Annotated in this window: 13 protein-coding genes; 5 read left to right on the top strand and 8 right to left on the bottom strand. The window is 43.6% G+C overall.

The window, feature by feature from the left end; genetic code table 11:
• Position 1: 1 nt before the first annotated feature.
• Positions 2–1,057 (top strand): histidinol-phosphate transaminase, encoded by a 1,056-nt coding sequence (hisC, locus tag QQL60_RS10575; RefSeq protein WP_284723273.1) that lies wholly within the window; start codon positions 2–4, stop codon positions 1,055–1,057.
• Here the strand turns inward: hisC and QQL60_RS10570 are convergent, their stop codons facing one another.
• Positions 1,058–1,612, bottom strand: coding sequence for a DUF4124 domain-containing protein (locus tag QQL60_RS10570; protein ID WP_273178651.1), 555 nt, complete (start codon positions 1,610–1,612; stop codon positions 1,058–1,060).
• A gap of 125 nt (positions 1,613–1,737) precedes the next feature.
• On the opposite strand from QQL60_RS10570, the gene QQL60_RS10565 reads away from it, so the two are divergent.
• Entirely contained in the window at positions 1,738–2,493 is a 756-nt protein-coding gene (locus tag QQL60_RS10565; protein ID WP_284723272.1) for a sulfite exporter TauE/SafE family protein, read from the top strand.
• A gap of 3 nt (positions 2,494–2,496) precedes the next feature.
• On the opposite strand, the gene pyrE is transcribed toward QQL60_RS10565, so the two are convergent.
• From pyrE to QQL60_RS10535, 6 genes are all read right to left on the bottom strand, one after another.
• Positions 2,497–3,144, bottom strand: coding sequence for an orotate phosphoribosyltransferase (pyrE, locus tag QQL60_RS10560; protein ID WP_007146976.1), 648 nt, complete (start codon positions 3,142–3,144; stop codon positions 2,497–2,499).
• The gene (gene metW, locus QQL60_RS10555; RefSeq protein WP_007146975.1) at positions 3,137–3,739 is read right to left on the bottom strand and encodes a methionine biosynthesis protein MetW; all 603 of its coding nucleotides are present in this window, start codon (positions 3,737–3,739) and stop codon (positions 3,137–3,139) included. Before metW ends, pyrE begins: the two co-directional genes overlap by 8 nt.
• Entirely contained in the window at positions 3,739–4,887 is a 1,149-nt protein-coding gene (metX, locus tag QQL60_RS10550) for a homoserine O-succinyltransferase MetX (protein WP_007146974.1), read from the bottom strand. Before metX ends, metW begins: the two co-directional genes overlap by 1 nt.
• 64 nt (positions 4,888–4,951) lie before the next feature.
• Positions 4,952–5,521 (bottom strand): YggT family protein, encoded by a 570-nt coding sequence (locus QQL60_RS10545; protein ID WP_007146973.1) that lies wholly within the window; start codon positions 5,519–5,521, stop codon positions 4,952–4,954.
• Positions 5,514–6,347, bottom strand: a complete 834-nt coding sequence (gene proC / locus QQL60_RS10540; RefSeq protein ID WP_284723271.1) for a pyrroline-5-carboxylate reductase — start codon at positions 6,345–6,347, stop codon at positions 5,514–5,516. Before proC ends, QQL60_RS10545 begins: the two co-directional genes overlap by 8 nt.
• A gap of 47 nt (positions 6,348–6,394) precedes the next feature.
• Positions 6,395–7,084, bottom strand: a complete 690-nt coding sequence (locus QQL60_RS10535; RefSeq protein WP_284723270.1) for a YggS family pyridoxal phosphate-dependent enzyme — start codon at positions 7,082–7,084, stop codon at positions 6,395–6,397.
• Between the two features lie 90 nt (positions 7,085–7,174).
• Between QQL60_RS10535 and QQL60_RS10530 the strand changes: the two genes are divergently transcribed.
• From QQL60_RS10530 to QQL60_RS10520, 3 genes are all read left to right on the top strand, one after another.
• Positions 7,175–8,212: a type IV pilus twitching motility protein PilT gene (locus QQL60_RS10530; protein ID WP_007146970.1), complete on the top strand. Its 1,038-nt coding sequence runs from the start codon at positions 7,175–7,177 to the stop codon at positions 8,210–8,212.
• Between the two features lie 11 nt (positions 8,213–8,223).
• On the top strand, positions 8,224–9,366 hold the full coding sequence (locus tag QQL60_RS10525; RefSeq protein ID WP_007146969.1) for a PilT/PilU family type 4a pilus ATPase: 1,143 nt from the start codon (positions 8,224–8,226) through the stop codon (positions 9,364–9,366).
• Between the two features lie 159 nt (positions 9,367–9,525).
• On the top strand, positions 9,526–10,362 hold the full coding sequence (locus QQL60_RS10520) for an OmpA family protein (protein ID WP_007146968.1): 837 nt from the start codon (positions 9,526–9,528) through the stop codon (positions 10,360–10,362).
• A 568-nt stretch (positions 10,363–10,930) separates the two neighbouring features.
• Here the strand turns inward: QQL60_RS10520 and QQL60_RS10515 are convergent.
• Positions 10,931–12,703: a methanol/ethanol family PQQ-dependent dehydrogenase gene (locus QQL60_RS10515; RefSeq protein ID WP_284452145.1), complete on the bottom strand. Its 1,773-nt coding sequence runs from the start codon at positions 12,701–12,703 to the stop codon at positions 10,931–10,933.
• Positions 12,704–13,098 lie beyond the last annotated feature (395 nt).

Below are 13,098 nucleotides of genomic sequence, written 5' to 3'. Positions count from 1 at the left end.
CATGAGTCGCTTTTGGAGCGGTTTTGTTAATGAGTTAGACCCTTATGTGCCAGGTGAACAACCTAAACTGGCCAATTTGACTAAACTCAACACCAACGAGAATCCCTATGGCCCATCACCAAAAGTGATTGAGGCTATTCGCATGGCGGCAAGTGATCGCTTACGTTTATATCCGGATCCCACATCGGCCGAGCTACGCCAAGCGATTGCTGATTTTTATCGGATTGATGCTGCTTGGGTATTTGTTGGAAATGGTTCTGATGAAGTGCTTGGGCATGTTTTTAATGCATTCTTCAGACAAGAAGCACCTATTCTATTCCCAGATATCAGCTACAGCTTCTACCCGGTGTATTGTCAGCTTTATCATATAAGCTATGACACTGTTCCACTTAGTCATGATTTTAGTATTAATGTTGATGATTATGATCGCATCAATGGCGGGATTATTTTTCCCAACCCCAACGCGCCAACAGGCTGCTTATTAGCACTGTCTGAAATCGAACGACTGTTACAGAAGAATACTGAGTCTGTTGTGGTAATAGATGAGGCCTATATTGATTTTGGTGGTGAGTCTGCGGTTAGTCTGGTAAAAGATTATCCCAACCTGTTAATCGTGCAGACCATGTCAAAATCACGCTCGCTGGCTGGAATGAGAGTTGGCTATGCGATTGGTCAAGTTGATCTTATTGAAGGATTAATCAGAGTTAAAGATAGTTTTAATTCTTATCCTGTTGACAGCCTGGCTTCTGCAGCTGGTGTTGCTGCAATGAATGATAAAGCTTATTTCAATGAAACCTGCCAAGCGGTGATCGATGAGCGGAATAAAGTGGTAGCAGGTCTTGAGGAGTTGGGATTTGATGTCCTGCCATCTGCTGCAAACTTTGTTTTTGCTTCACACAAGCAGGTAGATGCTGTAGAAATTGCTGCCGGGCTCAGAAAAGAAGGCATTATCGTCAGACACTTCACTAAGCCGAGAATTAATCAGTTTTTAAGAATCTCTATCGGTACAGCGGGTGAAAATCAGCAGTTATTATCTGTTTTAGATACTTTAGTCTAGTTACTGTTTACGTTTAAGCAGGTAATTAAGACGTTCAAGATCGTGCTGATACTTCGACTGTAATTCTGTAATTTCTGCTTTAAGTTCGGTAATAGCTTGTTGTCTGACTTGAATTTCCTCTTTAGCTGCATCTAGGCGTTTTTGCATATTGGCGGTGACTTTCGCCCCACTTAGCTCACGCTGAGCGGCTTCATTTTGTAGTTCATAGAGATATTGTTTGAGCTCAGGGAGTTTTTGTTGATGCATAGCAATTTGTTCTTGCCTATAAGCAATATCACTATCACGAGCGCGAATAAGATCTGCTTCAGAACGATAAGTAATCAGTAAGGTTTTATCGTAAGTTTGTTGCGCCTGTCGAGCTTCTTCTGCCTGTTTGGCCTGTTCTTCTGCTTGTAGACGTGCTTCTTCTTCGACTTTTTGTTTGGCGGCCTGCTCAAGTAGTTCCTGCTCAGTTAAAGCTGCAGGAACGCGTTCAATCAGCCGCATGGTTTCAGAGTCGATAATATCGTAGCCTTTTTGCGATGCGGCTGATGGTAATGTTGTGCTGAGAGTCATGACTCCGTTCTCATCAGGAAAGCGATACAACTGACCTGCACTGACTGAAAGGCTGAATGTAGAGCAAAATATCAACAGGGGTAGTTTACGTATCATGATCTTGTCTGCGTGATTGGAGTCAACAATTGAATTTTCTTGATCAATTTATCTTGTTTTTGGTCTCATTGGTAGCCAATACTTTTTCTGCCTTCTCAGGTGGTGGTGCCGGCCTTATTCAATTTCCCGTTTTAATCTTCCTTGGTTTAAGCTTTTCTGTGGCTTTAGCAACCCATAAAGTGGCCAGCGTCGCTTTGGGTGTTGGAGCTGTTTTGCGATATTTGAAAACAAGTCGTTTGGAACGACAGTTTGTTGTTTTAATGTTACTGACCGGGCTGCCTGGAGTTGTGTTGGGAGGAAATATTATTTTGCTCATCCCCGATCGTATGGCAGAGATAGCACTGGGAATATTGACCGGTGGCTTGGGAATTTACTCCATTTTGAAACCACGGCTGGGTCAAAACTATGAACCTGTACACCGAGACTGGATGGGTTGCGTTAGCGGTGGACTGATCTTGTTCCTGATAGGCTTCTTAAATGGCTCTCTAACCTCAGGTACGGGGCTTTTCGTGACACTATGGCTGGTAGGGTGGTTTGGTATGGATTATCAGCGTGCGGTCGCCTACACGCTGATAATGGTCGGTCTGTTTTGGAATGGTGCAGGCGCTATTACATTAGGGCTGCTGGGGGATATTCGCTGGGACTGGCTACCGGCATTACTACTCGGATCTTTGCTAGGTGGTTATCTCGGATCACATCTGGCAATAAAACACGGTAACCGCTGGATTAAACGTGCTTTTGAAATTGTGACTTTGTTTATATCCGCGAAATTAATTTACGGCTGATGTTCAGGCTACACCAAATTGTTCACGATATGCGGTGACTGCTGGTAAATACTCGCCAAAATCAGGGCTATCTTTAAGGTAACCTAAAAGGTCGTTCAGAGAAATAATATTCAATACAGGAATATTATGTTCGGCCTGAACTTCTTGTATGGCAGAAAGCTCACCCTGACCGCGTTCTTGTCTGTCTAAAGCGATAATAACACCGGCGGGTTCTGCGCCTGCGGCACGGATTATCTCAACAGACTCTCTGACTGAGGTGCCCGCGGAGATAACATCATCGATAATAAGGACTTTACCTTTCAGTTCAGCGCCAACCAGTTGACCACCTTCACCATGATCCTTGATTTCCTTTCGATTGAAGACATAAGGCATATCTTGATTATGCTGATCGGCTAAGGCGACCACGGTGGTAGAGGCTAGTGGTATGCCTTTGTAGGCTGGGCCAAATAACACATCAAACTCAAGTCCAGAGTCAGCAATGGTTTGAGCATAAAACCGACCGAGTTTTGCTAGACTGGCACCGCTATTAAACAAGCCGCTGTTAAAGAAATAGGGGCTTTGACGACCAGATTTCAGTGTAAATGAACCAAACCGCAAAACACCTGTGGCAATGGCAAACTCGATAAATTCTTTTTGATATTGTTTAATCATGTTGTTTTTGAACTCGGTAAATCGCGACCTGACCAAATAAGTTAGGCAGACATCGTATTCCTAAGCTGTCTTTATTGTTGTGGTTAACAATGCTTCTGTTATGAACCTTGAGTTGATGATCAGCACAAAGGTTCTCAAAATCTTGGATTGTGCATAAGTGAATATTTGGTGTTTCAAACCAAGCATTCGGAAGTGTTTTGGAGACCGGCATCTTTCCACCTAGTGCTAGTTGCACACGGCATTGCCAGTGACCAAAGTTAGGGAAACCGATAATGCCATTTTTGCCAACACGAACGATTTCCTGCAATAAAAAGTCAGGGCGCTGAATCGCTTGTAAGGTTTGTGACAAGATAACAAAGTCAAAACTCTGATCGGCAAATTGCGCTAAACCTTCATCCAGATCTGCCTGGATAACATTGATCCCAGCTTCGATACATTCAGCAAATTTACTATTATCAATTTCTAAGCCATAGCCTGTGATGTTTCTTTGTTGCAGATGTTTAAGCAGGCTACCGTTACCACAACCTAAATCCAGCACTTTGGCGCCATCAGGAATCCAGTCACTGATGATTTGCTGATCGACACGTAAGGCCATTATTTCACTCCTTCCGCAGCAATTTGTTGCATATAGGTGCCAAAGATTTCCAAATAGCGAGGTATGGGCATTAAAAACGCATCATGGCCCTGGTGAGCTTCAATTTCGGCATAACAGACGGATTTACCGGCAGCCAGCATGGCGTTGACGATTTCTTTTGAGCGTTCAGGTGAGAAGCGCCAGTCACTGGTAAATGAGATGATAAGCGACTTAGCCTGAATATTCGCAACGGTAGCGACAAGATCATCGTTAAACGCCTGGGCAGGATCAAAATAATCCAGTGCTTTAGTCATTAATAAATAGGTATTGGCGTCAAAGCGTTCAACGAAGCTGGTGCTTTGGTAACGTAAATAACTTTCGATTTGAAACTCAACATCATAGCCATATTGAATAGCACCATTACGTAATTCACGGCCAAATTTTTCACCCATTGCTTCATCTGAAAGATAGGTGATATGCCCCAGCATACGTGCGAGTCCAAGTCCCTGACGTGGCAAGGTATTATGTTTTATGTAATAACCATCGTGGAAATCAGGATCAGATTTTATTGCGGTTCTGGCGACTTCATTAAAGGCAATATTTTGTGCTGATAGTTTAGGGGCGGCGGCAATGACGATAGCATGCCGAACACGCTCGGGCAGGCTGATTGACCACTGTAAAGCTTGCATGCCACCGAGGCTGCCACCAATGACGGCTGCCCATTGCTGAATGCCTAGTCGATCAGCAAGCATCGCCTGACTTCGAACCCAGTCAGGGACGGTAACGATAGGAAAGTCAGGGCCATATAACTCGCCCGTTTCAGGATTAATCGTGTTTGGACCGGTGGAGCCTTTACAACCACCCAGATTATTCAGACACACCACATAAAAATGGTTGGTATCAATCGCCTTGCCGGGACCGATAGCCGTATCCCACCAACCGGGTTTGCGATCTTCCATCGTATGGAAACCGGCGGCGTGGTGATCACCTGAAAGGGCGTGACAAATCAATACAGCATTGCTGCCATTCTCATTCAATGAGCCATAGGTTTCATAGACTAAGTCATAACTTGGTAGTGTCTTACCACAGTCAAGCTGAAGTGGCGTATCGATATGAATTGTCGATGGTTTCACCAGACCAACAGAGTCAGCTGGTATAGATTCCGGCATATATGGTTGATTCCCGTAAAAAAGCGTTAAGTCTAATCAGACTGCCGTGGCAGCGCAATCTGGATCATATATAGCGACCTGCTAATAGCGGCATGACTAACATCGATAAAACTTGTAATCCCAGTAATACAAACAGTGGAGATAAGTCTACACCTGCAACAGGCGGAATGGTTCTTCTAACTGGACGAAGTAAGGGAGCATTCATCTTACCGACTAAGGGCGCCACTGGATTATAACTTCCTGCGGGCGTGACCCAACTTAATATCACTTCGATAATAATGCTGACGGTGAAAATATTGATAAACAGCTGAAATAGTTCTGCAAAGAGTATTGTCAGCCAGAAAAGACCTTTGGGTAATACGCCAGCGAGCATGCCAACGGCAATGATTTTTATCAGTGCTACAACAATCAGTAATACCAGAGTGGCCGTATCCCAACGACCTGCGGCAGGAATAAAACGGCGAAGAAACTTCACCGGTACCTGGGTGAGTTTGATAATAAACTGCACCATAGGATTGTGATACTCCCAGTGGGCCCACTGCATAATCAAGCGCAGCGCAACAACAACCATGTATAAATAGATGAGGGTATCGATAAGAAAAATAAGCGGATTACTGATATAACTACTAGTCATAGTCTTGTCCTAATTGTTCAGCCAGTTCATCAGCCCGCTGCGCTGCCGCTGTGAGTGCTTGTTTAAACAAGCCTCGTAAATCACCTTGTTCAAACACATCTAGGGCACGTTCTGTTGTGCCACCTGGTGAGGTGACTCGCTGACGAAGCACGCAGGCCGATTCATCACTTTCCAGTGCCATTTTAGCAGCACCGAAACTGGTTTCCAGTGCTAATAATCTGGCAGTTTCTTCTGGAAGACCTAACTCCATTCCTGCTGTTTGCAGGGCTTCAAGTACCAGGAAGAAATAGGCTGGTCCGCTGCCAGATAAGGCGGTTACGGCATCCATCTGTTTTTCATCACTAATCCATAATGCCAGACCAACAGCTCTAAGCATGGATTCAGCCAGCTCATGTTGTGCAGATGTCACATAGTCATTGGCACAGAGTGCGGTAGCGCCTGCCTGAACCAGCGAGGGTGTATTTGGCATAGCTCTGACGATAGCAGCACCTTCAAAGTCTAACCAGCGAGAAATGTCATTTAACCTGATTCCAGCAGCGATGGAGATGAGTAATTTATCCTGCTGCCATGCGGGTGCTATTTGACGAATAACCGATTGCAGCTGTTGCGGTTTCACAGCCAGGATGATGACATCTGCATCGGCAATTGCGGCGAGATTATCAGTAAAGGTTTTTACATTGTAGCGTGAGGCTAAATTATCCAAAGCTTCGGTATTCGCATCCGAAACGTGAATGTTTTCTGCAGTAAACTGGTTGCTTATCAGGCCACCAATCAGGCTACGCGCCATATTGCCGCCACCAATAAATGCGATCGTGCATTGTTTCATTTGTTCACCTTGTATCTATTATCGTCTGAGTCTGTCGCATTGAGGAGCTAACGTTTCTCACGTTGTCCAAATAATGCTGTACCAATACGTACCATTGTACTGCCGCAAGCGATGGCTGTAGACATGTCTGCTGTCATTCCCATAGATAAGGTATCTACCTGCGGGTATTTATGACGTAATTGCTGAAAAAGTTCGTAAGCACGTGAGAAGCTGTCTTTTTCATCGGCGACGGAGTTTTTGAGCGAGGGAATCACCATCAGTCCTCTTAGATTGAGCTTATCGAGTGTTGCAATGTAGTCAGCTAATGTCAGTAACTTTTCTGGGCTGGTACCGGACTTGGTCTCTTCTTCGTCAATGTTGATTTGTATGCAGACATTGAGTGGTGCCAGTGAGTCAGGTCTGTGCTCATTTAAACGACGGGCAATTTTTTCTCTGTCGACACTCTGAACCCAGTCAAAATGCCCGGCGATATCTCGGGTTTTATTTGATTGGATAGGACCAATGAAATGCCACTCCAAATCAAGATCGGCTAAAGCGTCAATTTTATCTAAGGCTTCCTGCAGGTAATTTTCACCAAACTGGCGTTGGCCTAATGCGGCTACTTCACGCAGGGCATCGGCTGGCCATGTTTTGCTAACAGCCAGTAACTGCACCGATTGTGGATCACGTTTTGCCGCTGATACCGATGTGCTTATTTCGTGATGAATTTGTTGGAAACGTTTTTTTACATCTGTCATGTTGCAAGCCTCATAAGGGCGCGATACCTTTATACTCATTGCTTAAATTTTGAATTAACTAGACTACACCAAACCGCATAGGAATCGTTGATGGATATTACTGAATTGCTTGCGTTCAGCGCAAAAAACAATGCTTCGGATTTACATGTTTCGTCAGGTGAGCCGCCAATGATTCGTGTGGATGGTGATATCAAGCGCATTAATCTGCCGGCGATGGAACATAAAGATGTCCACGCGATGATTTATGACATTATGAATGATAAACAGCGTAAGGATTTTGAAGAGTTCCTTGAGGCTGATTTTTCATTTGAAGTGCCGGGGCTGGCGCGTTTTCGTGTTAATGCGTTTAATCAGAACCGTGGTGCTGCTGCCGTTTTCAGAACGATTCCATCAAAAGTACTCAGTCTGGAAGAACTGGGCGCTCCCGATATTTTTAAAACCATCGCGGATAATCATCGCGGTATTGTGTTGGTCACCGGGCCTACAGGTTCAGGTAAGTCCACTACGTTGGCCGGCATGATTAATTATCGAAATGAAAAAGATAATGAACATATTCTGACGATTGAAGACCCAATCGAATTTGTGCATCAAAGTAAAAAATGTTTGATTAATCAGCGTGAAGTGCATCGTGATACACATGGCTTTAGTGAAGCACTTCGAAGTGCGCTGCGTGAAGATCCGGATATTATCCTGGTCGGTGAGTTACGTGATCTGGAGACAATCAGACTGGCGCTGACAGCCGCAGAAACCGGGCATTTGGTGTTTGGTACCTTACATACATCTTCGGCAGCCAAAACTATTGACCGGATTATTGATGTTTTCCCTGCTGCGGAAAAAGACATGGTGCGCTCCATGTTGTCAGAATCATTGCGTGCCGTTATTTCCCAGACATTGATGAAGAAAGTGGGAGGCGGACGCATCGCTGCACATGAAATTATGATTGGTACTCCGGCTATCAGAAACCTGATTCGAGAAGACAAAGTACCGCAGATGTACTCGGCTATTCAGACGGGCGGCGCTATTGGAATGCAAACCTTAGATCAGTGTTTGCAGGATTTAGTCAGACGACAAAAGGTCACCAAACAAGAGGCATTACCACGTGCTGTTAATAAAGACTTATTCCGTTAGAGGAGTGTGATATGGAAATTGTCACGATACTAAAAGCCGCTGTGAAACATGATGCCTCAGATGTATTTATTACCGCTGGCCGCCCGGTTACCTTGAAAGTGAATGGCCGAATGGCAACGCTCTCTCAGGAAGCACTGCAGGATGATGAGGCCAGAGATTTAGTACTGAGCACGATGTCAGATGCTCAGAAAAAAACATTTGAACGTGAAAAAGAGTGTAATTATGCACTGGAGACTAAAGGTGCAGGTCGCTTTCGTATCAGCGCGCTTTACCAGCGAAATAAAATTGCTATGGTCATGCGCCGTATCAAAGATGAAATTCCTACCATTGAAGAAATTCATGTGCCTCAGGTCATCAAAGAATTATCGATGACAAAACGTGGCTTAGTGATATTTGTCGGGGCGACAGGCAGTGGTAAGTCAACCACATTGGCGGCGATGATCGGTTATCGCAATCAAAACAGTACAGGCCACATTCTGACGATTGAAGATCCTATTGAGTTTGATCATAAGCATGCCGGATGTGTGGTGACACAAAGGGAAGTGGGGATTGATACTGATTCGTATGAAGTGGCTTTACGCAATTCACTGCGTCAGGCGCCGGATGTCATCATGATTGGTGAGATACGTACACGTGAGACCATGGATTACGGTGTGGCCTTTGCAGAAACCGGCCATCTTTGTTTATCCACCTTACACGCTAATAATGCGAATCAGGCAATGGATAGGATTATCAACTTTTTCCCTGAAGAGCGTCATCAACAATTATTTTTGGATCTTTCATTAAATCTTAAAGCGGTTATTGCTCAGAGACTCATTCCTAAAAAGGATGGCTCGGGCAGGGCTGTTGCGGTTGAAGTACTTCTTAATACGCCGCTGATTGCTGATTTGATTGAGAAAGGCAAGATTTATGAAATCAAAGAAGTAATGAAACGTTCTAAAGAGCTTGGGATGCAGACGTTCGATCAAGCTGTCTATGATTTATATAAAGCAGGTGATATTAGCTACGAAGAAGCTTTACGTAATGCCGATTCAGCCAATGAAGTACGCTTAATGATCAAGCTAGGCATGGAGTCCGGCGAATTAGCCAAAGATAGTTCAGTTTCCAGTTTGTCATTACAAGCTGAACCCGAAGATGTGATAGGGCGTATGTGATTGTTGTTTTTTTGACACAGAGTTCACCCTATGACTTATAAGATCTATTAGACGTCAGGCAAATACTGGTTTAATATGTAGCGAAAGTACCACACTCGGTATTGAGCAAATCAATTTTAAGACGTGTTCGTTTATTTTTCTACGGAAAAGGAAGGCAATATGAAATTAACAAAACTCCTGTCAGCAGCTTTTGCAATAGCATTGCTGGCTGGTTGTGCGGGTAACCCGAAAACAACTAACCAAAACATTATGTGTGCAGTTGGTGGTGCTTTAGCTGGTGGTGCTGCTGGTGCTGCTGTTGGTGACTCTGATGCTTCTGCTGGTGGCGCAGTTGTCGGTTCAATGTTAGCGCTATTACTCTGCCCGAACGGTGATGAAGAACAAGAAGTGGCAGCTGTTGAAAAACCTGTCTGTGCTGTAGAACCACCTCCAGGTGCTTTAGTCGACCAAAATGGCTGCGCATATGACACTGATAAAGACGGTGTTTATGACGGTATTGATATGTGCCAACAAACTCCTCCTGGTGTCACTGTTGACCGTGTAGGTTGTGCGTTAGACTCTGATGGTGATGCAGTGCCTGATTATAAAGATCTGTGCCCTAACACACCGAAAGGCGTTATCGTTGACCAAGATGGTTGCCCATTAGCAGGTGAAAAAGTATTGTCTTTAGAAGGTGTTAACTTCGCATTTGATAAAGCAACTTTGACTGATGATGCGAAACAAATTCTTGAAGAAGCGGTAGCTGTTCTGAAAGATACTGACAGTGTTGTTGAAGTCCGTGTTGAAGGCCACACTGATAGCATCGGTAGTGAAGCTTACAACCAAAAACTGTCACAAGAACGTGCACAGTCTGTTGTTGATTACCTGACTTCACGTGGTATTAACGGTAGCTACCTGATTCCAGTCGGTATGGGCGAAAAATTCCCAGTTGCCACCAACGATACAGAAGCTGGAAGAGCGAAAAACCGTCGTGTTGACTTCGTTGTAAACGAATAAAACAAGACAGCATCAATTGATGTAGAAAAGGCCCTGCTTGCAGGGCCTTTTTTTTATCTGACGTGAGAAGCTTCAGCATGCTTGTCTTAAATATTGCATTTTAATATAGATACTATGGCAATCATTTTCCTCTTTATCTTTGTTGTTTTTGTATATTCAAAAAGAGGTTCTTGTTGCGTGAGTGGATAATTCTGCTGTTGTCGATAAATGAGTGGGAAGGTTCGGGCTTGGATAGGATAAGAACGGTTGTCTGAAAGCCTTAAAATGAGTTTACTGAGAGATAAAGGGAGTTTTTCCTATGTTGAGAGAGCCTTTATTTCTCTATTATTGATACCAGCTTTACGGCTTTCATTGGTTTTCCCTTCGCCCTTTCAGTTTTCTGATGAGGGCTTTTTTTTGCCTTAAGAAAATGAACTTAAAAAGGGATTAGAGAGTGAATAGAGCGGTAACAGAATCTTTATTTGGCACGAAGATAAAATAAACAGATACACATAAAAAAACTCCGATGATATTTCTATCACCGGAGTTTTTTGCACTGTGTCGAGCTTTGTATTACTACGCTGGCATTTTATAAGCTGAATACGCTCAGAACGCCGCCTAATGAAGTCCAGCTTGATAGAGATTTATAGGCACCTACAGCGCCTAAGCCATCAGTATCATTTTCCAGGTTATTGGTCATACCAATACCTGCCCAGCCACCAATACCTGACAATACAGCGATGTACTGTTTGCCATCATGTTTGTAAGTGTTCACGTTACCTACAATGCCTGATGGGGTTTTGAAGCGCCATAATTCACGGCCAGTTTGCGCATCTACTGCTTTTAGGTAGCCTTCCAATGTACCGTAGAAGACAACATCACCGGCCGTCGCCAGTGCGCCTGACCATACAGAGAATCTTTCTTTATCTGACCAGACGATTTTACCTTCGCGAGCATCCCAGGCAATAAAGTTACCCATATTGTCTTTTTCAGCGGCGAACATATTTACTTCAGCACCAACATACGGTTGACCGGCTAAATATTCCACTTGGAACGGTTCCAGATCCATACAAATATGATTGGTAGGTACATAGAACAAGCCGGTTTTTGGTGAATACGCGGCAGGTTGTTGGTCCTTAGCACCATGTGCTGCCGGGCAAATTCCCGTCGTGCTTGTGTCTTCACCGTTATATTCTGGTGAGTACTGTTTATTACGATCAGGTAAACCTGTTTTCAGATTAACGCTATTTGCCCAGTTAACAGAGGGATCAAATTTGTTAGCCACTAATAACTCACCTGATGCACGATCCATGGTGTAGCCAAAGCCGTTACGGTCAAAGTGAACCGCTGTTTTGTACATTTTGCCTTTAACTTTCTGATCGGCCAGAATGACTTCGTTTACACCATCGTAATCCCACTCATCATGTGGCGTCATTTGGTAAACCCATTTAGCCATGCCAGTATCTAAATCACGGGCAAACAATGACATGGTCCATTTATTATCACCAGGCCGTTGTAATGGGTTCCATGTCGATGGATTACCCGTACCGTAGTAGAACAGATTGAGATCAGGATCATAAGAATACCAACCCCAAGTGGTACCACCACCAATTTTCCACTGATCACCTTGCCATGTTTTTAAAGATGAGTTTTCACCGATAGGTTTCAGCATTGAAGTTGTTTTCTCTGGATCCACTAACATTTCTGCATCAGGACCTGTGCTGTAGGCTTTATATAAAGACTTACCATTTAAATCATAAGTCTGAACATAACCACGAACACCAAACTCACCACCAGAGATACCCACTACGATTTTGTCTTTAAATACATGAGCCACACCGGTGTTAGTTGCACCTACTTTAGGATCATCGCGTTTATCAGACCAAACGACTTCACCCGTTTTAGCATCAAGTGCTACCAATGTGGTATCCGCCTGATTAAGGAAGATTTTGCCGTCACCGTAAGCTAAACCACGATTGATGACGTCACAGCACATAACCGGCACGGTATCATCGTAGTTTTGTTTTGGTTCGTATTTCCATTTGATAGCACCGTCATTGTTCAAATCTAATGCATACACAATGTTTGGAAATGGCGTATGAATATATAAGGTATCGCCAATAACAAGTGAATTACCTTCATGACCTCTTAATACGCCTGTAGAAAATGACCAGGCCATATTCAGATCTTTGACGTTATCTTTATTAATATCTGTCAATTCACTATAACGGTGGTTGGCGTAGTTACCTGCTGACATTACCCATTCATTTGGGTTTTTTTGCATAGAAAGCAATTCATCTGCATAACTTGTAATAGGCAGAGCCACTGACATCAGTGCCAGAGATATTGTCGTTTTTTTCATAAATTTTCCCTTCAAACTTAAGATAAAGGAGTGGCGGAAGCTGAAGTCGCCACTCCTGTACCAAACGCTGACGTATAAAAAAACATAGGGCTTTTCTATAAGTCATCATTTACCAAACACAAAATCATGTTTGATAATCCCCGAGGGGTTGGGAAAGACTAACAGTCAAAAAAAGGAATTAATTGCACTTGTTTCCATAAATAAATGCTGTCTGGAATCTCAGACAAGTGGACAGTTTCTATACAACGTTGTTTTTTCTACTTTGAATCTGTTGAGCGGTAATGATCGTAAAGTGTTTGTTTAGTTAGTGTTTTAACTGTAAAAGACAAAGTGATGCTGAGATGATTTAGCCTGATTTTATTCAGATTCGGTCACGGATATTTCGATATAATACA

Source organism: Methylophaga thalassica (assembly GCF_030159795.1).
GTDB classification, from domain to species: domain Bacteria; phylum Pseudomonadota; class Gammaproteobacteria; order Nitrosococcales; family Methylophagaceae; genus Methylophaga; species Methylophaga thalassica.
The sequence above is the reverse complement of the archived record's forward strand: the minus strand, read 5'-3'. Positions and strand labels throughout refer to the sequence as shown.

What these genes read in the sequence shown, in the direction of transcription:
- hisC (WP_284723273.1), top strand. Translation starts at nt 2, where the DNA reads ATGAGTCGCTTTTGGAGCGGTTTTGTTAATGAGTTAGACCCTTATGTG.
- QQL60_RS10570 (WP_273178651.1), bottom strand. Translation starts at nt 1,612, where the DNA reads ATGACTCTCAGCACAACATTACCATCAGCCGCATCGCAAAAAGGCTAC.
- pyrE (WP_007146976.1), bottom strand. Translation starts at nt 3,144, where the DNA reads ATGATTAAACAATATCAAAAAGAATTTATCGAGTTTGCCATTGCCACA.
- metW (WP_007146975.1), bottom strand. Translation starts at nt 3,739, where the DNA reads ATGGCCTTACGTGTCGATCAGCAAATCATCAGTGACTGGATTCCTGAT.
- metX (WP_007146974.1), bottom strand. Translation starts at nt 4,887, where the DNA reads ATGCCGGAATCTATACCAGCTGACTCTGTTGGTCTGGTGAAACCATCG.
- QQL60_RS10545 (WP_007146973.1), bottom strand. Translation starts at nt 5,521, where the DNA reads ATGACTAGTAGTTATATCAGTAATCCGCTTATTTTTCTTATCGATACC.
- proC (WP_284723271.1), bottom strand. Translation starts at nt 6,347, where the DNA reads ATGAAACAATGCACGATCGCATTTATTGGTGGCGGCAATATGGCGCGT.
- QQL60_RS10535 (WP_284723270.1), bottom strand. Translation starts at nt 7,084, where the DNA reads ATGACAGATGTAAAAAAACGTTTCCAACAAATTCATCACGAAATAAGC.
- QQL60_RS10530 (WP_007146970.1), top strand. Translation starts at nt 7,175, where the DNA reads ATGGATATTACTGAATTGCTTGCGTTCAGCGCAAAAAACAATGCTTCG.
- QQL60_RS10525 (WP_007146969.1), top strand. Translation starts at nt 8,224, where the DNA reads ATGGAAATTGTCACGATACTAAAAGCCGCTGTGAAACATGATGCCTCA.
- QQL60_RS10520 (WP_007146968.1), top strand. Translation starts at nt 9,526, where the DNA reads ATGAAATTAACAAAACTCCTGTCAGCAGCTTTTGCAATAGCATTGCTG.
- QQL60_RS10515 (WP_284452145.1), bottom strand. Translation starts at nt 12,703, where the DNA reads ATGAAAAAAACGACAATATCTCTGGCACTGATGTCAGTGGCTCTGCCT.